Below are 26,055 nucleotides of genomic sequence, written 5' to 3'. Positions count from 1 at the left end.
GCAGGATCTGGGCGGGCGGGCATGGAACGCGGGCGGTGAGGATCGGCGGCCGTTGCGCGGGCGTCATCAGCATGCGGTGGCGCAGATCTGGAGCGAGGTGCTGGGCCGGGCGGAGATCGGCGCGACGGACGATTTCTTCGAACTGGGCGGTCATTCGCTGCTGGCGACTCAGGTGCTGGCGCGGCTGCGGGAGCGGCTGGGCGTGGAGATGGCGCTCAAGACGCTGTTCGAGCATCCGCGGCTGGACGCGCTGGCCGAGTGCGTGGCGGGAGCGGCTGGGCGGGCGGATGCGCCTGCGCTGCGCCGGCGGGGCGGGGAGGCGGGCCGCTGGGAGGCGTCGTGGGGCCAGCAGCGGTTGTGGTTCCTGGACCGGCTGGAGCCGGGCAGCGCGTTCTACAACATCAGCGTGACGGTGCACCTGCATGGCGAGCTGGACAGCGGGGCGCTGCGGGAAGGGTTGCAGCGGCTGCAGGACCGGCACGAGATCCTGCGGACCGTGCTGATCGGCGGCGAGCAGGATGAATCCGGCGTCTGGCAGGACGTGCTGGCGCGCGACGCGCAGCCGCTGCCGTGGACCTTCGAGGACTGGCGTTCGCGCGGCGAAGCGGCTGCCGGGCAGCGCTGGCGGGAGCTGGCCGGCCAGGAGTCGGGTCGAGGCTTCGATCTTGCGAAGGGACCGTTGTGGCGAACCTGCGTGATCCAGTGCGACGATGTCCACGCGGTGCTGATCATGACGCTGCATCACGCGATCGCGGACGGCTGGTCGATGTCGGTGCTGGTCGACGAGCTGGCGGCGCACTACGAGGCTGCGCGAGCGGGGCGCGACAGCGGGCTGCCGGCGTTGCCGGTGCAGTACGCGGATTACGCGCAGTGGCAGCGCGAGTGGCTCAGCGGCGCGCGGCTGGAGCAGCAGCTGTCGTACTGGCGCGAGCAGCTGCGGGGCAGCAGCGGGGTGCTGGAATTGCCGACCGACTACGCGCGTCCGAGCGTGCAGCGTTACCGGGGTGCGGTGCACAGCTTCGAGCTGGACGGGACGGTGCTGGCGGATGTGAAGCGTATGGCGTCGGAATCGCAGTCGAGCGTCTTCATGGTGCTGCTGTCGGCGTTCTACGTGCTGCTGTGGCGGTACAGCGGGCAGAGCGATCTCAATGTCGGGACGCCGGTGGCGAACCGTCGGGAACAGTCGCTGGAAGGGTTGATCGGGTTCTTCGTGAACACGCTGGTGTTGCGTTGCGAGGTGGGCGACGATCCGAGCTTCGACACGCTGCTGGCGCGGGTCCGGGAGCTGACGCTGGAGGCGCAGCAGCATCAGGACCTGCCGTTCGAGCGGCTGGTGCAGGAGCTGAAGCCCGAGCGCGATCTCGGCCGCGCGCCCTTGTTCCAGGTGATGCTGGTGCTGCAGAACACGCCGCAGCACCGGCACGACCTGCCCGGACTGCGCATCGAGGCGGAACCGATGGAACCGGGAACCGCGAAGTTCGACCTGAGCCTCCAGTTGACCGAGCACGAGCAGGGCCTGTACGCGGCGCTCGAATACAACACGGACCTGTTTGCGCCGGGCAGCGCATCGGCATTGGCCGATGGGTATGCGCGGCTGTTGGCGGAACTGGTCCGGACGCCGTCGCGTCGGATCAGTCGATGCGAGGCTGCACCGGAACCCCGGCGAGTTCCGGGGCTGGCGCCGTCAGGGGATCTGCTGCGCGCGCTGCGCGAATCGGGGCGGCGGCATGGTGCGCGTTCGGCGGTGAGCGGAGCCGGCGAACACCTCGACTACACGACGCTCTGGCGGCGTGCCCGCGCGGTGGGGCAGGCGCTGCGGCAACGCGGCGCGGGGCCGGAAACGCGGATCGGCCTGTGCATGGAGCGCACGCCGGATCTGATCGTGGGGATGCTGGGCATTCTCGAGGCGCATGCGGCCTACGTGCCGCTGGACCCGCAACTGCCGGAAGCGCGCTTGAGGATGCTGCGCGAGGATAGCGGCCTGTCGCTGGTGCTGACGCACGGGCCGACGGCGGCGCTGGTCGAGCGGATCGGGCCGCAAGCGAGCGTGCTGCTGTCGGCGTGCGAAGCCGAAGGCGCGGAGCAGCGCGATGCGGAATACAGCGATGAGGCGATGCCGGCGGCGGGTCTGGCCTATGTGATTTACACGTCGGGTTCGACGGGCCGACCCAAGGGCGTGTCGATTACGCGGGGCGGGCTGCTGGAGCTGGCGCAGGCTCAGATCGCGGCCTTCGGTATCGGCGCCGAGAGCCGGGTATGCCAGTTTGCGTCGATCGGTTTCGATGCGTCGGTGTCGGAGATATTTACGAGCGTGCTGAGCGGCGCGTGCCTGGTGATGGCGGAGGACGTGCGGGAAGCGGACCGTCTGGTGGCATGGCTGGAGAAGGAAGCGGTCAGCCACGCGACGCTGCCGCCGGCGCTGCTGCAGCTGTTGCCGGGCGGGGGGCTGCCGGCGCTGGGCACGCTGGTCAGCGCGGGAGAGCGTTGCAGCTGGGAGATCGTGCGGGACTGGGGCGCGGGGCGTCGGCTGATCAATGCATACGGACCGACCGAGGTGACGGTGTGCGCGAGCTGGGGCGAAGTGGCGGAGACGGCGCAGCCGTGGGCGCGGGTGCCGATCGGCGAGGCGCTGCAAGGTGCGGAACTGTACGTGCTGGACGAAGGGATGATGCCGAGCATAGCGGGCGGATCGGGGGAGCTGTACGTTGGAGGAACGAGGCTGGCACGGGGCTACCTGGGTCGTCCGGGTGCGAGTGCGGAACGTTTCGTGCCGCATCCGTGGCGCGAGGGAGCGCGTTTGTACCGGACGGGAGACCGTGTCCGGGTGCGGCCGGACGGATGCCTGGAGTATCTGGGAAGGCGGGACGAGCAGGTGAAGATCCGTGGCGTGCGGGTGGAGCCGGGGGAGCTGGAGGCGACGCTGCTGGGGTTGAGAGGGGTGAGCGCGGCGGCGGTGGCGGTGGTCGGGACGGCGGAGGGGAATGCGCTCGACGCGTATGTGGTGGGCGAGGTGGAGGCGGCGGAGTTGAGGCGGCAGTTGCGAGCGCGCCTGCCGGGCTATCTGCAGCCGCGGGGCCTGCATCGGCTGGAGGCGTTGCCGCGCACGGCGAACGGCAAGCTGGATCGTCGCAGGCTCAAGCCGGTCGAGGACGGGGGTGTGGAGGCGAAGGGCGGGCCGGCGAGCGTGACCGAGGCGGAGCTGTGCCGGTGCATGGAAGCGGTGCTGGCGTGCGGGCCAGTGGGGGTGGAGGACAGCTTCTTCGATCTTGGCGGGAACTCGTTGTCCGCGGTGCGCTTGACGACGGTGATCCGCGAACGACTGAAGCTGCAGATCCAGGTGCGCGACGTGTTCATGTTCCCTTCGCCCGCCATGCTGGCCAGGCGCGTGGAAGACGACCTTTTCGCATCGAGCGACGCGCAGGCAATGGAGAGCGCCTTGCAGGCGCTCGATGGACTCGATGATGCCGAAGTGGAGCGCCTGCTCGCTCGAACGGAGCTTGGCGACGATCAGGAGGCCTCTGCCACGGGCATTTCCGCTTCCAGCGACGGGAGCATGCATTCGAAGGGGATCATATGAGCGTGTCCGACCAACTTGAAGGACTCTCGCCGCAACGTCGCGCGTTGCTGCTGAAATTGTTGCGTCAGCGAGGCGTTGGCGCGGAACTCGACGAGGTGCCGCTGCGCCGGCGGGGCGGGGAGGCGGGCCGCTGGGAGGCGTCGTGGGGCCAGCAGCGGTTGTGGTTCCTGGACCGGCTGGAGCCGGGCAGCGCGTTCTACAACATCAGCGTGACGGTGCACCTGCATGGCGAGCTGGACAGCGGGTCGCTGCGGGAAGGGTTGCAGCGGCTGCAGGACCGGCACGAGATCCTGCGGACCGTGCTGATCGGCGGCGAGCAGGATGAATCCGGCGTCTGGCAGGACGTGCTGGCGCGCGACGCGCAGCCGCTGCCGTGGACCTTCGAGGACTGGCGTTCGCGCGGCGAAGCGGCTGCGGGGCAGCGCTGGCGGGAGCTGGCCGGCCAGGAGTCGGGTCGAGGCTTCGATCTTGCGAAGGGACCGTTGTGGCGAACCTGCGTGATCCAGTGCGACGATGCCCACGCGGTGCTGATCATGACGCTGCATCACGCGATCGCGGACGGCTGGTCGATGTCGGTGCTGGTCGACGAGCTGGCGGCGCACTACGAGGCTGCGCGAGCGGGGCGCGACAGCGGGCTGCCGGCGTTGCCGGTGCAGTACGCGGATTACGCGCAGTGGCAGCGCGAGTGGCTCAGCGGCGCGCGGCTGGAGCAGCAGCTGTCGTACTGGCGCGAGCAGCTGCGGGGCAGCAGCGGGGTGCTGGAATTGCCGACCGACTACGCGCGTCCGAGCGTGCAGCGTTACCGGGGTGCGGTGCACAGCTTCGAGCTGGACGGGACGGTGCTGGCGGATGTGAAGCGTATGGCGTCGGAATCGCAGTCGAGCGTCTTCATGGTGCTGCTGTCGGCGTTCTACGTGCTGCTGTGGCGGTACAGCGGGCAGAGCGATCTCAATGTCGGGACGCCGGTGGCGAACCGTCGGGAACAGTCGCTGGAGGGGCTGATCGGGTTCTTCGTGAACACGCTGGTGTTGCGTTGCGAGGTGGGCGACGATCCGAGCTTCGACACGCTGCTGGCGCGGGTCCGGGAGCTGACGCTGGAGGCGCAGCAGCATCAGGACCTGCCGTTCGAGCGGCTGGTGCAGGAGCTGAAGCCCGAGCGCGATCTCGGCCGCGCGCCCTTGTTCCAGGTCGAATTCATTCTGCAAAACACGCCGAAGGCGGAATTCAGGTTGCCCGGTTTGCGGATCAGCAGCGCAGCCAACGAAAGCCATACCAGCAAGTTCGACCTGACGTTCGAGTTCACCGAACGAGAATCCCGCCTGGACGGCGTGATCCGCTACAGCACGGATTGCTTTGCTCCGTCCACCGCGGAACGTCTTGCCAGGGGGTACAGCCATCTTCTGGGTCAACTGTCGGAGAAGCTGAAGCAACCGATCTCTCGCCTGACCGTGTTGTCGCCGGCCGACCGGCAGATCGTGGTGCATGGTTTCAATGCCACGGCCAGGGATGTGGGCGGCACGCGCCTGCTGCATCGTCGCTTCGAAAGCCAGGCCGCATCGACCCCCTCGGCAACCGCGGTACGTTTCGAAGGCGCATCGCTCAGCTACGAGGAACTGAACCAACGAGCCAATCGCCTCGCGGTCCGGCTTCGCGGACTGGGGGCGGGGCCGGACCGGCTGGTCGCGCTTTGCTGCGAGCGTTCGCTCGACATGATGGTCGGGCTGATCGCAATCCTGAAGTCCGGCGCGGCCTATTTGCCGTTGGATCCCCACGGCCCACCCGCGCGCATGCGCTCGACGCTTGTCGAAGCGGCTCCGATGGCCATGCTGACGCTGGCTCGCCATCGCGGCGCGCTCGACGCCATCGATCTGCCGATCATCGAACTGGACGCGGAACCGGATGACGCGGAGATGTCGCCCGCCGACGGGAATGCCCCGTGGCCTTGCCGGCCTGGGAATCTGGCGTATGTCATCTACACGTCCGGTTCCACCGGGCGGCCCAAGGGCGCCATGTTGACGCACGAGGGAATCTGCAACCGGCTGCAATGGATGCAGGACGAATATCGGTTGCAGGCCGACGACGTGGTGCTGCAGAAGACGCCGCTCACCTTCGACGTGTCCGTCTGGGAGTTGTTCTGGCCGCTGCTGACGGGAGCCTGCCTGGAGATCGCGCCGCCGGACAGTCACCGCGATCCTGGCCTGCTCGTCGACCTCGTGCGCCGCGCAGGTGTGACAACCCTGCACTTCGTGCCATCGATGCTGCAGAGCTTTCTGGATCAGCCGCATGCGCCGCAATGCACGTCATTGCGGCGCATCGTCTGCAGCGGCGAAGCACTGAAGGCCGCCACGCGCGACCGCTGTTTCGAACGGCTGACTTGCGCGCTGCACAACCTATACGGGCCCACCGAGGCATCGGTCGACGTCAGTCATTGGCAGTGTCGGCTCGATGAACGTGGGACGGTTCCAATCGGGCGGCCGATTGCCAACACCGAACTCTACATCCTCGACCCGAGCGGCGAGCCGGCCCCGATCGGCGCGAGTGGCGAGCTGTTCATCGGCGGCCTCGGCGTCGGTCGCGGCTATCTGGCACGACCGGATCTGACGGCGGCGAGTTTCGTGCCCGATGCGCTGTCGGGCCGGCTCGGCGCACGACTGTATCGCACGGGCGACCTGGCGCGCTGGCGCGAAGACGGCTCGATCGAATTCCTGGGACGCCGCGACTTTCAGGTCAAGATCCGCGGCTTCCGCATCGAATGCGGCGATATCGAGGCTGCGCTGATGCGTCATCCGGAAGTGACCGACGCCGCCGTCGTCGCTTGCGGCGACGACGCGCGGCGGGCGCTCAATGCCTTTGTCGTGCCGCGCCTGGAGCAGGCGGATGCGGCAGGCGACACGGCACGGACCCGGGCGTGGGAGCAGGTATTCGACCAAACCTATGCCGAGCCGTCGGCCGAGGAACGCGCCTTCAACGTCGTCGGCTGGAACAGCAGCTATACCGGCGACGCGCTGCCCGACATCGAAATGCGCGCGTGGGTCGATGCGACGGTGGATTCGATCAAGGCGTTGCGGCCGCGCAGGATCCTCGAAGTCGGCGTGGGCACGGGGCTGTTGATGTTCCCGCTGTTGGCGTCGTGTGAGCGCTATGAAGGCTGGGACATTTCCGGCACCTCGATCCGCTATCTGCGAGAGACGCTGCCGCAGTTCGGCGAGATGGCGGACAAGGTGCGGCTCGAACAGCGCGGAACGGATGCGATGCCGCAACTGGCCGATGGCAGCTTCGATTGCATCGTACTGAACTCGGTGGTCCAGTACCTGTCGAGCGCCGCTCAGCTTGAGCAGGTCATGGACGCCGCGGTGCGCGCGCTGGCTCCGGGAGGAACGCTGTTCGTCGGCGACGTGCGGCATCTGGGCTTGCTCGACGTCTTCCATGCCTCGGTGGCCTGGCATCAGGCGGCGCCGGATCTTACCGCGGCGGAGATCAACCGACGCGCCATCGAGGCGGTGACGCACGAGACCGAACTGGCGCTCGATCCTCGGTTTTTCCTCGATTGGTCGCGTTCGGCGCAGCGGGTGAGCGCAGTCGAAATCAGGCCCAAGCTCGGCGGCTATGTGAACGAGCTGTCCCGGTTCCGCTACGACGTCGTCATGCATGTCGAATGCGCAGCGCGCGAGATCGAACCGGAATGGATCGACTGGTCGACGGTGCAGGCGGATGCGAGCGAGGTCTGCGCCATGCTGCGGGAAGATCGGCCGCAGGTGCTGGCATTCCGCTCGATCGCCAACCGTCGCAGCGCCGACGATTGCCGCCTCGCCGGGCTATTGCAGCGGATGCCCACTGCGTCGCGCGACAGGGTGGAAGACGCGCTTGCGAAACTGTCGCGCTCGCTCGATCAGGATCCCGATGCGTGGGCCGCGCTGGCCGACGCCGCGCAATACTGGGTCTACCTTGACGGGCTCGGCGCCGATGGCGCTTTCGACGCGCTGCTGATCCGGCGCGAGGACGGGGAGACTCACCGACCGGTGATTCGCTGGCCAGGTGTTCACCGCGCGATGATCGCCCGTCGCAGCAGCAACACGCCGGCTTTCGGCCATCGTGCCCGCATGCTGGCCGGCGAACTCAAGCATGCGCTCGCGCAGGAATTGCCGGCCTACATGCAGCCCTCGGTCATCGTGGCATTGCCGGCGTTGCCGCTGAACGCGAACGGCAAGGTCGATCGGGGGCGGTTGCAGGATCTGGGCGGGCAGGCATGGAAGGCGGGCGGGGAGGATCGGCAGCCGTTGCGCGGGCGTCATCAGCATGCGGTGGCGCAGATCTGGAGCGAGGTGCTGGGCCGGGCGGAGATCGGCGCGACGGACGATTTCTTCGAACTGGGCGGTCATTCGCTGCTGGCGACTCAGGTGCTGGCGCGGCTGCGGGAGCGGCTGGGCGTGGAGATGGCGCTCAAGACGCTGTTCGAGCATTCGCGGCTGGACGCGCTGGCCGAGTGCGTGGCGGGAGCGGCTGGGCGGGCGGATGCGCCTGCGCTGCGCCGGCGGGCGGGAGGCGGGCCGCTGGGAGGCGTCGTGGGGCCAGCAGCGGTTGTGGTTCCTGGACCGGCTGGAGCCGGGCAGCGCGTTCTACAACATCAGCGTGACGGTGCACCTGCATGGCGAAACGGACAGCGGGTCGCTGCGGGAAGGGTTGCAGCGGCTGCAGGACCGGCACGAGATCCTGCGGACCGTGCTGATCGGCGGCGAACAGGATGAATCCGGCGTCTGGCAGGACGTGCTGGCGCGCGACGCGCAGCCGCTGCCGTGGACCTTCGAGGACTGGCGTTCGCGCGGCGAAGCGGCTGCGGGGCAGCGCTGGCGGGAGCTGGCCGGACAGGAGTCGGGTCGAGGCTTCGATCTTGCGAAGGGACCGTTGTGGCGAACCTGCGTGATCCAGTGCGACGATGCCCACGCGGTGCTGATCATGACGCTGCATCACGCGATCGCGGACGGCTGGTCGATGTCGGTGCTGGTCGACGAGCTGGCGGCGCACTACGAGGCTGCGCGAGCGGGGGCGCGACAGCGGGCTGCCGGCGTTGCCGGTGCAGTACGCGGACTACGCGCAGTGGCAGCGCGAGTGGCTCAGCGGCGCGCGGCTGGAACAGCAGCTGTCGTACTGGCGCGAGCAGCAGCGGGGCAGCAGCGGGGTGCTGGAATTGCCGACCGACTACGCGCGTCCGAGCGTGCAGCGTTACCGGGGTGCGGTGCACAGCTTCGAGCTGGACGGGACGGTGCTGGCGGATGTGAAGCGTATGGCGTCGGAATCGCAGTCGAGCGTCTTCATGGTGCTGCTGTCGGCGTTCTACGTGCTGCTGTGGCGGTACAGCGGGCAGAGCGATCTCAATGTCGGGACGCCGGTGGCGAACCGTCGGGAACAGTCGCTGGAGGGGGTTGATCGGGTTCTTCGTGAACACGCTGGTGTTGCGTTGCGAGGTGGGCGACGATCCGAGCTTCGACACGCTGCTGGCGCGGGTCCGGGAGCTGACGCTGGAGGCGCAGCAGCATCAGGACCTGCCGTTCGAGCGGCTGGTGCAGGAGCTGAAGCCCGAGCGCGATCTCGGCCGCGCGCCCTTGTTCCAGGTGATGCTGGTGCTGCAGAACACGCCGCAGCACCGGCACGATCTGCCCGGACTGCGCATCGAGGCGGACGAGGCATTCCTGGACGAACTCAATCGAACATCGAAATTTGACTTGATGTTGGCCGTCGCGGAGCAGGACCGTGGCCTGCGTTGCAAATTCCAATACGACGCGGATCTCTTCGAGGCCGAGACGATCGGGCAAATGGCAGGCCATTTCCGCCGCGTACTGGTCGAGGCGATGGAGGATCCAGGCCGCAGATGCTCCGCCATTCCGCTGCTGTCCGATCAAGAGCGCGAACGCGTCCTGCACGGCTTCGTGAACGACGATCAGACGTTTGCGCCGTCTCGCAGCTTGCCCGAGGTACTGGGCGAGCGCGTCGCGGAAGGCGGGGAGCGTATTGCGGTGGTGGACGAAAGCGGCAGCGTGAGCTACGGGGCGTTGTGGTCGCGCAGCGCTCGCGTGGCGGCAGGCCTGTCGGCGCGGGGCCTGGGGGTGGAGAAGCGCGTGGGCCTGTGCATGGGGCGCGGGGCGGACGTGGTGGTGGGCATGCTGGGGATCTTGCGTGCGTCGTCGGCCTATGTGCCGCTGGATCCGCAATACCCGGCGCAACGCTTGCGCTATCTGATCGAGGACAGCGGCGTCGAGGTGGTTCTGACGCAGCGGGCGCTGCGCGGGGATCTGGAAGCGCTGGGCGTCGGCGTGCCGCTGGTGGACATCGAGACGCTCGAGGCGCATGACGCGGCGGCGCCGGAGGAGGAGGGCGCCGCGGGACCGGCGCGGCTGGCGTACGTGATTTATACGTCGGGTTCGACGGGTGCGCCGAAGGGAGTGGAGGTCACGCACGCGAACGTGCTGCGGTTGTTGAATACGACGCGCAAGCAATTCGGTTTTGGAGCCGAAGACGTGGAGTTGCTTCCATTCGACGGCGTTCGACTTTTCGGTCTGGGAGATTTGGGTGCGCTGCTGCATGGTGGCCGGCTGGTGATGGTGCCGCACTGGGTTGCGCGTGCGCCGCGCGCATTCTGCGAACTGTTGCGCGAGCAGCGCGTGAGCGTGCTGAACCAGACGCCGTCGGCATTTTTCCAGTTGCTGCAGCAGCCCGGATTCATCGAGTCGGCGCCGGGCTGGGGCCTGAAGTGGGTCATCTTCGGCGGAGAGGCGCTGGACAGCCGGCGTCTGGCCCGGTGGTGGTCGCATCATGGGGGGGACGGCGGCACGCGTTTCGTCAACATGTACGGGATTACGGAAACGACGGTGCACGTCACCTATGGAGAGATTCTCGATCCGGAGAAGGCGCACCGGAGCGTGGGCGATCCGTTGGGGGATCTCCAGGTGTACCTGCTGGACGCGAGCGGGCAGCCGGTGCCGCCGGGTGCGGCGGGGAAATCCACGTGGGGGCGCAGGGTGGCGAGAGGCTACCTGGGGCGGGCGTCGTTGACGGCGGAGCGATTCGTGCCGGACGCGTTCGGAGGGGGAGCGGGTGCCCGGCTGTATCGATCGGGGGATCTGGGCAGGCGCCGTCGCGACGGCACGCTGGAGTATCTAGGGCGTATCGACCAGCAGATCAAGCTGAGGGGATACCGGATCGAACCCGGGGAGATTGCGCAGTCGCTGCGGGGATGCGAGGGGGTGGCGGACGCGCATGTCGAAGTCAGGACGGGAGCGGACGGCGATCCGCAGCTGGTGGCGTATGTCGTGCTGGATGAGGGGGCGCGGTGGCAGGGCGCATCGGCGCTGCGGGAGGCGATGCTGGGGCGTCTGCCGGCGCACATGGTGCCGCAGCAGTGGGTCCGGCTGGAGGCGATGCCGCTGACCGCGCACGGCAAGCTCGACCGGCGCGCGCTGCCCGCGCCTTCCCGTGCGGGCGAGACCGACATGTCGTCGGGACGTTTGGCCGACACGTTCGAGGAACGGGTCGCTCTTCTGTTCGCTCGCATCCTCGGCGTGCCGGTCCAAGGCACGGATCAGGACTTTTTCATGTCCGGAGGGCATTCGCTTAGCGCGACGCGCCTGCTTGCCGCCATCGAGTTGGAATTCGGCGTTCGACTCGGCGTCAAGCAACTGTTCCTCGGGCCGACCATCGGCGACATCGCCAAGAATATCCGCGCGACGCGCCGTGCCGCGCTGCCGCCGATCGAGCGTCAGCCGGCCCGCCCGTTCTATCCGGTATCGCACGCGCAACGGCGTATTCTCTTGACGGACCAGATGGATGCGCTGGCCTATGTGCAGGCCTACAAGTTCGAATGGATGGGGACGTTGGACGAGGCCGCGATGCGGGCTGCGTTCGAGTTCGTCACTGCACGGCATGAAATCCTGAGAACGACTTACCACATGCACGAAGGCGATTACGTGCAAGTGGTTCATGCGGAGATGCCCGCATCGGTGTCGACGCTTGTCGCGGACGACGACGCGTCGCTTGATCGAATCGCCGACCAGGTGCTCCAGCAAGCGCTGAATACGCCGTTCGATCTCAGCCGCGGTCCGCTGCTGCGGGCGGTATGCGTACGGGGGGCGGCCGCACAGCATCGCTTCTGCCTGAGCATGCACCATATCGTGGTCGATGGTTGGTCGATGTCCCTGCTGGGCAACGACATCGCGCGCGCCTATCGGGCGGCGCTGCGGGGGCAGACGGCGCATGCCGCCCCGCCGCGCGTGCAATACCGCGATTTCGCCGCGTGGCATAACCGGCTGATCGAGGAAGGCGGCTTCGACGCCGACCGCGACTATCAACGCGCGCTGCTGCGTGAGGCGCGGGCGTGCCGGCCATTGCCCACGGATGTGGTCCGGCCGCGCCGCCCCAGCTACCGAGGCGCGATCGTGCATGACCGTTTATCTGCGGACGTCGTGCGCCGCTTGCGTGAGCTCGCGACGGCTGCGCACGCAACCGACTTCACATTGACCTTGGGGTTGCTGCTGTGCGCATTGCATGAGTGGACGGGCGACGCTCGCTTCTCGATCGGGACCGTGGCATCCGGCCGTCATCATCGCGACGTCGACGAAACGGTCGGCTTCTTCGTCAACACGCTGACGCTGGTTTGCCCGATCGATCCGTCATGGAGTTTCGTGCAGCTGCTGGATGCCGTGCGCGACCGGGCGGCCACCGCGTTCGACCATCAGGACTACCCTTTCAATCTCGTCGTCGACGAAGCACCGGCCGACTCGCGGGCCCGAACCTTGCCGTTCGATCTGCTGTTGATCGTGCAGACCATCCACGACGAGCCGCCGGAAGCCGAGGCGGCAGGCGACGAGCCGCGGGTTCTGGCGTGTCCGCAGGAAGTGCGGCGCAGCCTGTTCGATCTGAAAGTCGAGGTAGTGCCGATCGCCGACGACTGGAGGATCAGCATCGAGTACGCCACCGATGTTTATCGTCGAGAAACGGCAATCAACCTCATCGAGAAAATGCACCGTTGGGCAAATACAGTCGCCAATGCGCACGACGTTGCATTGGAGAAACTCGCGCATCTGAAATCCCCTCATTATCTGGATGAGGATTTTGATCTTGCTATTTGATCGGGATTTGGAAATTTTTCTTTAAAGAGATTTAATCTCAATCGAATCCTTGTACAATTGATCGTCACCTTGGGAGGTCGTATGACAGCAGAATACGAAGATACGCGTGAATATGTCGTCGTGATGAATGATGAAGAGCAGTATTCCATCTGGCCGTCCGAGCGTGAATTGCCGCCTGGCTGGCGTGAGGCGGGAAAGCGGGGGGTGAAGGCCGAGTGCCTGGCCTATATCGAAGAAGTCTGGGTCGATATGCGGCCGCGCAGCCTGAGGCTTGCCATGGACGGCGCATCCTAGTCATCCGAAAAGAAGCGTCTTTCATTACCGGGATGTGCTGGAGCAGGTGTTGATGTTTTTGCCAAAATTCCTCTTAATATAAGTCACGCTTATTATTCGAGGGGCGCTCATCTCTTGTTGCGTTCGGTGGAAATCACCGACGGGCCGGTATGCCGAAGGTTTTCATGCTTTCCAAAGTAAACGACTTCCTGTTGCTTACCGGTACCAGGCGGATAAGCCTTGCTGCGCTTTCAATATCCGCGGTGGCGAGCGGTGCGCTGAACATCGCACTCGTGTCCCTGGTCGGCGAGACGCTGCGGCACGCCTCGCAGGTCGATTTGCCATGGCATTTCTGGCAATTCCTGCTGGGCGTGCTGCTTTATCTCCTGGTGTTGGGATATCTGCAGATCAGCGTCGTGCGCATCAGCGAGTTGGCCGCGGCGGCGGTTCGGCGGCGCTTTGCCGAACAGTTGTTTCGCGCGCCCTTGATCGACAGCGAACGGGTGTCTCATCACCTCAAGCAGGCGGTGATGGGGCGCGACGCGAATATCGTCGCGGCTGCCCTGTCGAGCCTGATCGCCGTCATCGCCTCCGTCGTCACGGTCATTGGGGGGCTCGTCTATCTTTTCATGTTGTCGGCGCAAGCCGCCGCCGCCGTATGCATCGTCATCGTCGCCACGGTCGTTCTCTATCAGATTTATTTGAACCGGTTGTCGAAGCCGCTCGGGCGCGCGTTTGAAATCAATGATGAATTTTTTGGTTTCAGTGAGGATCTGATTCGCGGCGCGAAGGAATTGAAGCTGGACAGTCGATTCTCCGTGCGATTCATGCATGACGATCTATTTTCGTCACTCGACCGCGCCACCTCGGCCTTGATCGATGTCAAGGTGCGTCAGCAGAATGCGGGACTGGTGAGCGCCATTGCTTTTTTCCTGCTGATCGGCGTCACGGCGTTCGTCCACCGGATATATGGCGGTTTCGATCCCGCCCTGGCCATGAGTTTCGTCCTCACCCTGTTGTTTCTCAATATGCCGATCCAGAACGCGATCATGCGTCTGCCGGTGCTGGGCGAGGCGATGGTCGCGCTCCGGCGCATCAGGGAGCTTCAGGGGCGTCTGGGCCGCGAAGCCGAGCAGAGGAAACCGCGAGGCGGCGCGGCTTTTCCGGCCGACTGGCGGCACCTGGAATTGCGTCATGTCGGCTTCCGATATGACGCGGACGGCGACCATCGCTTCGGCCTGCGGGACGTCGGGCTGGTTGTCGAGCGAGGAGATCTGGTCTTCATCGTCGGCGGCAACGGCTCGGGCAAAACCACCTTGTCCAAGATCATCATGGGACTCTACGTCCCGACGAACGGCGAGATCCTGCTCGACGGCCAGCCGGTCTCCGACGATTTTCCTGCCTATCGCGACCAGTTCAATGCGGTGTTCAGCGATGCGTATTTGTTCGCGCGCGACCCGGCCGCGCTGGATACGGGCTCGCGTTGGCGCTTCGACGGCCTGGTGCGCGAATTGAAGCTCGCGCCGCGCATGCAGCGCAACGGGCGGCTCGATGTAAAGGCCCTGTCGCAAGGGCAGTGCAAACGCCTCGCGCTGGCGCTGGCGCTGAGCGAGGACAAGCCGATCCACTTCTTCGACGAGTGGACCGCCGACCAGGATCCGGAATTCAGGGCGTATTTCTACGAGACGTTCTTGCCCAGGCTCCGCGCCGAAGGCAAAACGATCTTCGTTATCTCGCATGACGATCGATTCCATCATCGCGCTGATCTGCTCGTCCGGATGGATGCAGGACGGATTCACTCCGTCGAACGCAACGGATCTCCGCGTCCGGAGCAGGGGCGTGGCGCATCCGACGTCTATCCGGTTCGCGACGACGAACGCGCTCCGAACATTGAATAGCGCCTGTTATACGGCGAATCCAACGAGGCACTGACATCATGAAGGCGACCTATTCGACAGACCACTTGCTGGTCATCGACGATTTCCTCGAGCCGGAGCAATTCGACGTGGTGTCGAAATACATCGCGGCGCGCCGCTTTCCTGGCCGCATCAATTTCATCGGCAAGAACGTGCGCTACGCGCTGAACAGCAGCATTCATCTCACGTCCACCGGCAAGACGCTCGCGCCGGATCTGGCACGGGAGACGGCGCGCGGGCGGGTCGTGCAGGCGGTGCCGGCGGGAAATGCCGCCGATCTGGTCACGAATCGGTTCAGCACGCTGGCGCACCTGTTCGAACCGGTCGTGGGGAAGATGGACGATCGCTGGTTCGGCTACACGCGCGATTTCTATCGTTCCAACACGGGCGCGGGCCTGCTCTGGCACCGGGACACGGAGGTGTATAGCGGGGCCTTCGTGTTCTACGCGTCGGCGATGTGGGACGCGAACTGGGGCGGCGAACTGTGCGTCCAGCCCGCGCCGCTGCCCGATCTGAGGCAACTCTCTCGCGCGCAAAAGATCGACGGTCTCGATCGCGGCACGTTCTTTTATCCGAAACCGAATCGGCTCGTCTTTATCAAGGGCGGCACGCCGCATCGGGTCAGTTCCGTGGACGCATCGGCCGAGGCGCCGCGTTTCACGGTCGCCGGTTTTTTTCTGACCGAGGCCGGGGTGCGCCAACGGCAGGGCGAACTGATGCGTCGGTACGTCGACGCGCCGGTGTTTCGTCGCTTGACCATCGACGCGAGCTTGCGGCTATTTCGCCGTTAGAGGCGCACGCGGCTGCGGCAAAGTCCCGCCGCGGCCATGGCCCGCGCAAACGCGCATGTGCCGCGGATTCCGCGGTGACTGGAAACGCATTCGACGACTGATGCAACGATGAACGATTCACGCGACGACATTCGATCTCACCTGACCACGAGTCTTGCGCAGTTCAAGAAGTGCGCGGAAGCGGATATCGATCCGGCGGCGACATTCGCGTCGCTGGGACTCGGTTCGCTCGATAGCGTCGAACTCGCTGCACGCCTCGAGGCGTGGCTGGGCCGGCCGGTTGCGCCGACGGTCTTCTGGGATCATCCGTCGATCGACCAGCTCAGCGCAGCGCTTTCCGGCGTCAAGGCCGGTCGCGTCGTCCCGAGCGCCGCGCCGAAACCGCATGAAGTCACGAGCGGCGCGGCTGCGCCGTTGGCGGTCGTGGGCATGGCTTGTCGATTCCCGGGGGCCGCCGATACGGCGGCATTGTGGACGCTTCTCTCGACGGGCGGTCATGCGATCAAGCCCGTGGCGGAACGGCGCTGGCCCGCTTGCCCCGACGACGAGCAGGCCGGCCTGCTGGACGCGATCGACGGTTTCGACGCCGGATTCTTCGGCATCTCACCGGCCGAGGCCGCCGATGTCGACCCGCAGCAGCGTCTATTGCTCGAAGTCGCCTGGGAGGCGCTGGAGAACGCGGGAATACGGCCGCGCGCGTTGAAGGCGTCGCGCACGGGGGTGTTCGTCGGCATCAGCTCCTGCGATTACGCGCGTACGCGTGCGACCGACGCTGAAGGCACAACCGTCTACGCGGCTGCCGGCGCCGCGCACAGCATTGCTGCGAACCGCATCTCGTACGTGCTGGGGCTGAACGGGCCCAGCCTCGCCATCGACACAGCCTGCTCGTCGTCGCTCGTCGCGCTGCATGTCGCGGCGCGCAGCCTTGCTGAGCGGGAATGCGATCTGGCGATCGTCGGCGGCGTGAACGTGATTCTCGATCCCGACCTGCAGCATGCGTTTCGCCGCGCCGGGATGCTGGCGCCCGACGGGCGCTGCAAGGCGTTCGACAACAGCGCCGACGGCTACGTGCGAGGCGAGGGGTGCGGCGTGGTGGTCATGCGCCGTCAGGACGACGGCGAGCCGGGCGCGGCGCTGGCCATCCTGCGCGCGACCGCTGTCAACCAGGACGGAAGAAGCAACGGGCTTCTCGCGCCCAACCGCGAGGCGCAGGTCACGGTGGTCCGGGAGGCGCTGGCCAACGCAGGGCTCACGCCGCGCGACATCGATTATCTCGAGTGTCATGGCACCGGCACGCGACTGGGGGACGCGATCGAACTCGGCGCAATCGCGGAGTCGCTGCTCGCTGCGCGTGACGGGCGTCCGCTGCCTATCGGTTCCATCAAGGCCAACCTCGGACATCTCGAGGCTGCGGCGGGCATGGCGGGGCTGATCAAGGCGATCCTGGTGCTGCGGCACCGCACGGCGCCGCCGCTGCGGCTGCCGACCGGCCTGAATCAGGCGGCCGACGCGTATGCCGCGCTGCTGCGATGTCCCGACGGCGCGGAGCCCCTGCCGGCAGCCGGCGCCGGTGGGGCGATCTGGCATGCGTCGATCAGCTCGTTCGGATTTGGCGGTACCAATGCGCACGCGATCCTGTCGTCGGCGCCGCGGCAGATGAAGCGCGCGGGTCTGTTGCGTGAAAAAGGGCGCCTGCTGCTGCTTTCGGCCCGCGAATCCGCTGACCTCGGGCCGGTGGCGGCCCGCCTGGTCGAGTGCCTGCGGGCCGGCGCGGCGGCTTCGGACGTGTGTCATACGTGGAACGCCGAGCGCGAGGCATGGGCGCATCGCAAGGCCGTGCTGGCCGCCGACGATCAGGAATTGTGCGCCGAACTCGCGCGTCTGGCGGCGGGGGCCGTCGTTCAAGCCCGGCTGTCGCGCACGGGTTCGCGCGCCGGCCGCGTGGTGTGGCAGTTCCCGGGCCAGGACGCGCAGCGGCCGGGGATGGCGCGTGCGTGGTACGAGTTCAGCCCCGATTTCAGGCGTGCGCTGGATCGGGCCTGCGCGGTGGCCGACGCTTGTCTCGGGCAGCCGCTGCTGCCGCTCCTGCTGGGCGACGATCACGAGCCCCTGCGAAACACCTCGCTTGCCCAACCCGCGTTGTTCTGCCTCGAGTGGAGCTTCGCCGAATGTCTGACCCGGTGGTTTCCCGGTATCGAGCCCTACCTGACCGGCCACAGCCTGGGCGCCTATGTGGCTGCCTGCAGGGCAGGCTGCTGGTCGCTCGAACATGCGGTCGAGCTGGTCGTCGAACGCGGCCGTTGCTTCGAGCGCGCGGCGGACCAGAGCCGAATGATCGTCGTGCGCGCGGACCCCGAGCGCGTCGCGGCCGTATTGGGCGAGCAGGGTGAACGGGTCGATATCGCGGCAGTCAATGCCGCACACCAGCTCGTCATCGCGGGCGTCGCGGCCCATGTCGATGCCTGTCACGAAACCTTGACGGCGGCGGGTTTGTCGAGCCGGGTCCTGAATCCTCGGTATGGGTTTCATTCCCGCGCAATGGACGAAGCCATCGCGCAGTTCGCCGGCGCACTTTCCCGGGTTCAGGCCAAACCGACCCATACCGCACTGATTTCGGATCTGAGCGGCGAGATCCTGCCCGCCGGGACCGTGCTCGATGCGGATTACTGGATGACGCACGCGCGCCGGACGGTCCGTTTCGACAAGGTCCATGCGCGCGTTGCGGAACTCGACCCGGACTGCGTGATCGAGCTCGGCCCCGGCTCCGCGCTCACCGCCCTGGCATGCGAGAACGGCTTGTCGAGCGCTCAGGCCGTCAGTGTCGCACCCGCGCGAACGGAGGCCTGGGAGGGCTTGCTCGCGATGATCGGGCGCGCGTTCGAACAGGGTGTCGAATTCGACTGGAAGGCGTTCGGCCGGCCGTTCGGCTGGCGCCGCGTGGATGTTCCCGGCTATCCATTCGAACAGCGCCGCTACTGGAAGCCCGGCTTGCATGAAGGGCAGCCTGCCGGGCCTCAATCCCAACCTCTACCGGTGTCCAATATGAGTGAGCCGACCCGCGATCCGAGCATCGCCAATGCGATTGCCGCTGAACTTGCCAAGGCGCTGCGCGTGCCGGAGGAGCGGATAGACCGCGATGCCAATCTCCTGGATCTCGGCATCGACTCGCTGATGCTGATGGGCGCGATCGACTTCATCGAATCCCGCTTCGGCGTTCGTTTGTCGGTCTCCGAGTTCTTCGGCGAACTCAATACGGTCCATCGAATCGCGGCGCGCCTCGATGCGGCGCAGGCGATCGACGCGGCCGGCGCGGCTTCGATCGGGAACGCTCCACCGAGTCTTGCGCCGCATGAGGCAGTCGACGCGTGGCGCGCGGCGCCCGCCAACGCCGAATCGTTCCGAGCGCTGTTTCAGCATCAACTCGATACCGTGTCGCGCATCATCGATCGTCAACTCGCGGCGCTCGGCCAGGCGTCCGCCGACGTGCCGATGACGCCGGCGCCTGCCGCGCAGCGCGCCTCCGCCGAACGCGCCGCGCCGCCCGTCGTCGCATCCCGCGCAGTTGCGCTCATGCCGTTTCAGTCGGGGAAGGGCGTCGAGAAAGCGTCGCGCACCAGCCGCCAGGACGCTTATCTGCGGCAGTTCGCCGAGCAGTACAACCGCCGGACCTCGCGTTCGAAAGCGTACGCCGACGCACATCGCCTGCGCCTCGCGGACAATCGGATGGTGTCGGGGTTCCGGCTGGGCACGAAGGAACTGGTCTATCCGATCGTCTCGGAGCGCGCACTTGGCGCACACATCTGGGACATCGACGACCACCGCTATCTCGACCTGACGATGGGCTTTGGGGTCGCGCTCTTCGGGCACAACGCCCCCTTCGTCGCGAAGGCGCTGCGGGTGGGCGTCGATCAAGGCTATTCGCTGGGTCCGCAAAGCAGCCTGGCGGGCGAGGTGGCCGGCCTGTTGTGCGAGATCACGGGTCATGAGCGGGCAACCTTCGCGAACACGGGTTCCGAGGCGGTCATGCTCGCGGTGCGCCTCGCGCGCGCGGCGACCGGACGCCCGTGGGTCGTATTGTTCGCCGGCTCGTATCATGGCACGGCCGATACGGTCATGGCGCGCCCTGGCGAGCGCAGCGCGTTGCCGTTCGCCCCCGGCATCACGCCGCGCCAGATCGAGGACGTCGTGGTGCTCGACTACGGCGCGGCCGAGTCGCTGGACTTCGTGCGCCGTCACGCCGACCAGATCGCCGCGGTGTTGGTCGAGCCGGTGCAAAGCCGCAACCCGTCGTTGCAACCCAGGGCGTTTCTCCACGCATTGCGCGCGCTGACTCGCGCGACGGGGATCGCGCTCGTGTTCGACGAAGTGCTCAACGGCTTTCGCATTCATTTGCGAGGCGGCCAGGGCCACTACGGGATCGAAGCGGATCTGGCCGCCTACGGAAAAATCGTCGGCGGCGGCCTGCCGATCGGCATGGTGGCGGGCGCGGCGCGTTATCTGGATCACATCGACGGCGGTGCCTGGTCATACAGGGACGATTCGTATCCCGCCGTGCCGATGACGTTTTTCGCCGGGACGTTCTGCAAGCATCCGCTCGCGATGCAGGCCGCCAAGGTGGTGCTCGAGCGCCTGAAGTCCGAGGGCGAAGCCATTGTCACCGAGACCAATGCCAAGACCACGCGCTTTGTCGAACGCGTCAATGCCGCTACGGCGGCGTTGGGCGTCGACCTGCACGTCGCCCACTGTGGCTCGCTGTTTCGCATTCCCCAGTTGCCGGACATCGAGTTGCTGCACTATGGGCTGATCAACCGAGGGCTTTATATCTGGGAAGGGCGGAATTGCTTCCTGTCGCATGCGCACGACGATGCGGAGCTTGAACAGGCCGCCACGACCTTTGGCGAGGTCGTCGGCGAGCTGGCCGAGCACGGTTTTCTCGGCGTCGACCCGGGCAGCGGACCATCGGGGGCGAGCGGCAACCGGGGGGCGCGGTCGACGCCGGCGGCGGAAGAGCCGGTCGCGCTCAGTACCGAGCAGGTGCAGTTGCTTGCGTTGTTCGATCTCGACGATCCTCGATGGTCGGCCTACAACGTGCCCGTGGCGATCGAGATTGCCGGCCGGGTCGATGCCGGGCGACTGGAGCGCGCCTTCCAGGCGGTCGTCGGGCGGCACGAGGCATTGCGGATGCAAGTGGCGGTCGGTGCGGAGCCGACGTTGCGGATCGCGACCCAGGCCGAGCCGGCCCTGCAATGCCTGAGCATCGAGGCGCCGACGCTCGATCGAACGCTGGCGGAACTGCTGCGGCATCGTTTCGATCCCTATCGCGAGTATCCGATACGGGCATACCTGATCGGGCTCGACGACGGTCGCAGCGTGCTGTTGCTGCTCATGCACCACCTGCTCGTCGACGGCTGGTCCGCGGGCATCGTGCTGGAAGATCTGCTGCGCTTCTACGATGCGCCGCCGACGGCCGATATCGAACCGGCGCCGCTGTTTCGCCGCGTCGTCGCCCGGCGGCGCGAAGCGAGGCGCTCGGATGCGTACCGAGCGATCGGCGCACGCCTGCGGACGCGCTTCATCGAGCGGGATGTGGTCGGCGCGGCGGTCGGCGAGCTCGGCGGGACGGCCGGGGGGCAGGACCCGTGGCGTGCGCATCAATGCGTCCACGTGTTCGAGGCCGCCGACGCCGAGCGCCTGGCACGGTGCGCTCGCGAACGCGGGATGACCTTGTTTCAACTGTTGGTCGCGGCCTATGGTGCGGCGATGCACCGGGTCAGCGGTCGGCGCGACATCACGCTGGCTGTGCCGGTCGGCGCGCGCAGGACCCGCGAGGAGCACGGGCTGGTCGGCTATTGCTCGAATCTCTGCCTGATCGCGTCTTCCTGCGGCGAAACGCTGGCGGACCTGCCGGCCTATGCCGCCAAGGTCAAGCAAGCGCTGCTCGACACGCTGCAATGCGACGAATATGCGTATGCCGATCTGGTCGACGATGCCCGTCGACTCGGCCGCTTGGCCGCGATTGCACCGGATGCGGTGATCAACCTCGAGCGACGCGCCGATATCGCGCCGGGCTCGCTTGACGGATTGCGCTGGCGTCCGGTCATGAACGAGCATGTGGCATTCCCGCAATTCGTTAATTTCATCGATGACGGCGAGCGGCTTTCGCTGGCAATCGACCATATCGCGTCCGTGCCTGCCGACGCGCTGTTGCAGGCGTTCCTGACGTCGTTGTCCGAACTGGCCCACGGGGCCGCGGCCGTTCCCGGCGTGCCCTCCGTTCTCCCCGCGCCGGCGCCGGAGCCGCTCGACGAAGACGGCGACGGGTGGCTCGCGGCCTTTGTCCGCCATGCGCTTCGCGAGCCTGAGCGGACGGCGTTGCGGCAAGGCGGCGCGGTGTACACGTACGGCGAGCTGCTCGCGCGCGCGCTGTGCGTCGCGCGCGCGATCGCGGGTCAGGGGATCGCGGTTGGGGAGCCGGTCGGCGTATGCATGGAGCCGGGGCGGGATCGTGTCGCGGCGTTGCTGGGTGTACTCCTGTCCGGGGCATGCTATGTCCCGCTCGATCCGTCGTATCCGCGAGAGCGCAATGCATACTGTCTGAACGATGCAGGTGCGCGCGTCGTGATCGTCGAGATGCGGACCGTGCCGCTGCTGTCGCTGCCTGCCGGATGTCGCGCGCTCGATTTCGCCGCCTGCGTCCCGGATTCGCGCTCGAACGCCGATTCGCTTCACGGACTGCGGCGCGCGGCGCCCGGCTCGCTCGCCTACCTGATCTACACCTCGGGCTCCACCGGAATGCCCAAGGGTGTTGCGGTTGCCCGTTCGAGCCTCGATACGTTCCTGTTGGACATGACCGGGCGCTGGTCCGTCACGAGTCGCGACTGCTTCGTGAATCTGACGCCGATGTCGTTCGATATTGCGGCGCTGGAGGTTTTCCTGCCACTCGTCAGCGCCGCGTCGTGCGTGATGCTGACGAGTGAGCAACGGCTCGACGGCGTCGCGCTGGCGGCGGTGATCCGGGACCAGCAGGTCACGGTGCTGCAGGCGACACCCGGCACATGGAGGTTGATACAGGAGGCGCAGGCGAGGCTGCCGGCTTTGCGGATCGGCGCGATCGGCGGAGAAGCGCCCCCGCGCGGCATGGTCGATTACATTCAGTCCCTGGGGGCGGACGCGTGGAACCTGTACGGCCCAACGGAAGCAACGGTCTGGGCGTCCGCATGGCAAGCCGATCGCTCCGATCGGGTCTTGCTGGGCGAGCCGCTGGCAGGCGTCGAGCGTTACGTGCTGGACGCCGAGGGCGACGCGGTCGGCGTGGGGGAGACGGGTGAGTTGTACCTCGGCGGAACCGGTCTGGCGCTCGGGTACTGGAAGCGCCCGGGCTTGACGGCATCGCGTTTCGTGCCGCATCCGTGGCGCGGAGACGGCGCCCGGCTCTTCCGTACCGGCGACGTGGTGCGACAGCTCGCCGATGGTCAGTTGCAGTTCCTCAATCGCATCGACGATCAGGTCAAGCTGCGCGGCTATCGCGTCGAACTCGGCGAAATCGAGGCCGTGGCGCACCTGCATGCCGGTGTCGCGCAAGCCGTATGCCGCCTGGACAATGGCGCAGACGAACCGCAACTGGTGCTGTATGCGAGCCCCCGGCAAGGGGGCGCACTCGAAAGTCATGCGCTGCGGCAGTATCTGGCGCGTCATTTGCCCGCGTACATGGTGCCGGCGCGGATTGTCGTCGTGGACGCGTTCAAACGGACGCCGAACGGCAAGGTCGATCGAGGCGCGCTGTCGGCCCCGCAGGGCGTCGAGGCGTCAGCGCCGCCAGGCGAGGTGGAGGCGCCCTTGCTGGAAGGGATGCTCGCGATCTGGCGCGATGCACTGGACGATGCCGAGCTGACACTCGATACCGACTTCTTCGACGCGGGCGGCTACTCGCTGCGGGCGGCGAAGGTGATTTCACTGTCGCGCCAGCGTCTGAATCTGACGGTCAAGTACGACGACATCGTTGCTGCGCCGACCGCCCGCGCGTTGACCTGTCGTTTGTCGGGCGGGACGGGGGATGCCCGAGTGAACGAAACCGGCGCGGCCGAGGTGGACCAGCATGAGGATCCGTCGCTGTTCCGGCCGCCGCGGCCCGAGGTGTTGCCCACCGGCACGACATGGGCGCATGTCCGCTTCGTGCTGAGCGTGCTGGCGATGCATGTTCCGGCCGTGCCGCTCGTGCTGAGCTACAAGATGGTCAGGCGCCTGGCCCCGTCATTGGGCGCCCGGCTTCGCCGCGCCTTGCCGCGTTTGTTCGCGCGCACGCTGCTCTTTGCCGCGGGCGCGCGCGTCGAGGTGTCCGGGTTGCAGCACATTCCGCGCGACGCGCGGCCATTGCTGGTCCTGTCGAACCACGGCGGGCGCTTCGATGCGTACCTGCTGATGGCCAACCTGCCATTCGCGTACAAGTCGTTCAGCTCGAACGAAGATCATGTGACGACCGAAAAGCTGACGCTGTTCTCGTGGATCGAAAGGACGTTCGACCTGACGTTCATGCACGACAAGCGCGATGCGGAGGCGACGGAGCACGAGTTCCGGCGGGCACGGGACTATCTGGGGCGCGAGGGGCGGCTCGCGCTGTTTCCCGAAGGCGGGATGAGCGGGGCGCGCGTCGCGCCCGTGGGCGAGGCTTGCTGTTTGTTGGCGGCTCAGACGGGGGCGTTGGTCATCCCGGCCGCCATCGTCGATTCACACCGGTTGTACGAGTCGAACGGCGCGCGCTATGCGCCGGCACGGGTGCATGTCCGCTTTGGCGAGCCCATCCGGTTCGACGGCGCAGGGGGCAATGTGCGGCAGATGGCCGTCGCGATGCGCAAGGTGCTGCAGGATCTGCTTGACGATACCGTTAACGTCGCTCGACGCCAGGAGTGCTGATGCGAGTCGCTTTCAATCACTATCGTACCCAGCGCACGAGCAATGGCGCACTGTATTTCTATTCCGAGACCAGCAAGTTGCTGACTCAGGCGGCACCGGCCGGGGTGCATCCGGAACCGCACGATGTATTCGAACTGCTGCGGCAAGACGAACGTGACCTCGCGCGCTTCGTCCGACGCCTGGGGCCCGACGATGTCGTCGTCTGCAATGCCGGACCATACGGCCATTTCTACCACTATCTGCGCGAGCGTTACGACGGGCGCTTTCGAATCATCCGGGACATCCGCACCAGTTCATGGGGCGGCTACCACTTCCAGGAGATGCTTGCCGGGCCATTGAACCGTCCCGGGGACCTGGTGCTGTTTCCGTCGGAATTCTGCCGTGCGTATTTCATCCATCATCATGCGGCATCGCTCCATGCCGGCAACACCGCGGTGAGCTACCCGCTCGCGACCTCGTTCCCTGCAACCCGCCCGGCGCGGCCGCGTCCCGCCCGCGGCCTGCGCATCGGCTATCTGGGACGGGTGAGCGCCGACAAGAACTTCGCCCAGGTACTCGACTTCCTGGCGGCCGTGCGCCGGGATGACCGAGCGGCGTCGCTGCAGGTCGCGGGGCACGTCGAGGGGCGGTCGGCGGCGCGCGCGATGCAGGTCGTTCGGCGCGAACTGGAGGCGCGCGGCATTCCGGCGGATGCGGTCGCCTATCACGGGCACTTGCCCTACCAGAAGATCTGGGCGTTCTTTGAACAGATCGATGTCTTTTTCTTTCCGGCGGTATCCAGCGTCGAATCGCTCGGTCGCGTGTTGCTCGAAGCCCAGCACGCCGGCGTCTCCACCATTGCCGGCGGCTATGCCGCTGCGCCCGAGATCCTGCCCGAAGCCAATCTGCTGGACATCGATTTCCGGTGCGATACGGCATTTGACATGGGCCAACCGTTCTCGTTTGGCAGCGTGCGCCTGGAAACCGTGGCCGAGACGATCCGGGCGTGCACGCCGGGTGTGCCGCGCAGCCGGAGCGCCTGCTACAGCGAGCAGGTCTATCTTGACTACGTGACGGGCGAACCTGCGCCCGCGCCCGCAGCGCCTGTCGCTCCGCGGGTGCAGGCGTTCATCCGGGCGCTGGAGATTCGTCACGATCTGTCGGTAACGAGCGGGGCGGATTCGCTTGCACTGCTGGGGCCGCTGCTGCAGGCGTTCAACGCCTATCACGACAATCGGCTTTCGTCTCGGCTGCTGCGGCTTGTCCGCGCGACGGGACGATCCGATGCGTACCCCAATCAGCGCAGCCTTCATGTGCATCGGTTGCTGGCGCCGGGGCAGCGGCTCCTGCCGTCGCACGCGCGCGAGCATTGCGCCGCCGCGGGTTATCGGCCGGTTGCCGTGCTCAACGGCGAGCATCTTGCGTCTGCTGACCGGCATGCGCGGCAATCGGCTTGACGGCGGCGTGGCGTCATCGCGCACGGCGGCTGA

The 26,055-nt window shown here is 66.7% G+C and carries 8 protein-coding genes and 2 pseudogenes; all 10 read left to right on the top strand.

What is annotated here, in order from left to right:
* Positions 1 to 52: 52 nt before the first annotated feature.
* The 10 genes and pseudogenes from Bsp3421_RS12080 to Bsp3421_RS12040 all read left to right on the top strand — a co-directional run bounded on the left by Bsp3421_RS12080 (position 53) and on the right by Bsp3421_RS12040 (position 26,022).
* The gene (locus tag Bsp3421_RS12080; protein ID WP_273996194.1) at positions 53 to 3,577 is read left to right on the top strand and encodes an amino acid adenylation domain-containing protein; all 3,525 of its coding nucleotides are present in this window, start codon (positions 53 to 55) and stop codon (positions 3,575 to 3,577) included.
* The gene (locus tag Bsp3421_RS12075) at positions 3,574 to 8,322 is read left to right on the top strand and encodes an amino acid adenylation domain-containing protein (protein WP_443111437.1); all 4,749 of its coding nucleotides are present in this window, start codon (positions 3,574 to 3,576) and stop codon (positions 8,320 to 8,322) included. The genes Bsp3421_RS12080 and Bsp3421_RS12075 overlap by 4 nt, the downstream gene beginning before the upstream one ends.
* Positions 8,204 to 8,566 (top strand): annotated as a pseudogene (locus Bsp3421_RS34355) (condensation domain-containing protein); the annotation flags it as partial. The gene Bsp3421_RS12075 and the pseudogene Bsp3421_RS34355, both read left to right, overlap by 119 nt.
* Before the next feature lie 82 nt (positions 8,567 to 8,648).
* A pseudogene (locus tag Bsp3421_RS34350) lies at positions 8,649 to 8,933 on the top strand (condensation domain-containing protein); the annotation flags it as partial.
* Positions 8,934 to 9,012: 79 nt separating this feature from the next.
* Entirely contained in the window at positions 9,013 to 12,696 is a 3,684-nt protein-coding gene (locus Bsp3421_RS12065) for an amino acid adenylation domain-containing protein (RefSeq protein WP_273996191.1), read from the top strand.
* 81 nt (positions 12,697 to 12,777) lie between these two features.
* On the top strand, positions 12,778 to 12,990 hold the full coding sequence (locus Bsp3421_RS12060; protein ID WP_273996190.1) for an MbtH family protein: 213 nt from the start codon (positions 12,778 to 12,780) through the stop codon (positions 12,988 to 12,990).
* 164 nt (positions 12,991 to 13,154) lie between these two features.
* On the top strand, positions 13,155 to 14,867 hold the full coding sequence (locus Bsp3421_RS12055; RefSeq protein ID WP_273996189.1) for a cyclic peptide export ABC transporter: 1,713 nt from the start codon (positions 13,155 to 13,157) through the stop codon (positions 14,865 to 14,867).
* 38 nt (positions 14,868 to 14,905) lie between these two features.
* Positions 14,906 to 15,676: a 2OG-Fe(II) oxygenase gene (locus Bsp3421_RS12050; RefSeq protein WP_273996188.1), complete on the top strand. Its 771-nt coding sequence runs from the start codon at positions 14,906 to 14,908 to the stop codon at positions 15,674 to 15,676.
* Between the two features lie 108 nt (positions 15,677 to 15,784).
* On the top strand, positions 15,785 to 24,586 hold the full coding sequence (locus tag Bsp3421_RS12045) for a non-ribosomal peptide synthetase/type I polyketide synthase (RefSeq protein WP_273996187.1): 8,802 nt from the start codon (positions 15,785 to 15,787) through the stop codon (positions 24,584 to 24,586).
* Entirely contained in the window at positions 24,586 to 26,022 is a 1,437-nt protein-coding gene (locus tag Bsp3421_RS12040) for a glycosyltransferase family 4 protein (RefSeq protein ID WP_273996186.1), read from the top strand. Before Bsp3421_RS12045 ends, Bsp3421_RS12040 begins: the two co-directional genes overlap by 1 nt.
* The last annotated feature ends 33 nt before the right edge of the window (positions 26,023 to 26,055 follow it).

It is taken from the genome of Burkholderia sp. FERM BP-3421 (genome assembly GCF_028657905.1).
In the GTDB taxonomy this organism is placed as follows: Bacteria; Pseudomonadota; Gammaproteobacteria; order Burkholderiales; family Burkholderiaceae; genus Burkholderia.
Note: the sequence above shows the minus strand (reverse complement) of the source record. Positions and strands in the feature narration are given on the sequence as shown.

Coding starts and splice junctions, on each gene's coding strand:
- Bsp3421_RS12075 (WP_443111437.1), top strand. CDS start 3,574: ATGAGCGTGTCCGACCAACTTGAAGGACTCTCGCCGCAACGTCGCGCG.
- Bsp3421_RS12060 (WP_273996190.1), top strand. CDS start 12,778: ATGACAGCAGAATACGAAGATACGCGTGAATATGTCGTCGTGATGAAT.
- Bsp3421_RS12055 (WP_273996189.1), top strand. CDS start 13,155: ATGCTTTCCAAAGTAAACGACTTCCTGTTGCTTACCGGTACCAGGCGG.
- Bsp3421_RS12050 (WP_273996188.1), top strand. CDS start 14,906: ATGAAGGCGACCTATTCGACAGACCACTTGCTGGTCATCGACGATTTC.
- Bsp3421_RS12045 (WP_273996187.1), top strand. CDS start 15,785: ATGAACGATTCACGCGACGACATTCGATCTCACCTGACCACGAGTCTT.
- Bsp3421_RS12040 (WP_273996186.1), top strand. CDS start 24,586: ATGCGAGTCGCTTTCAATCACTATCGTACCCAGCGCACGAGCAATGGC.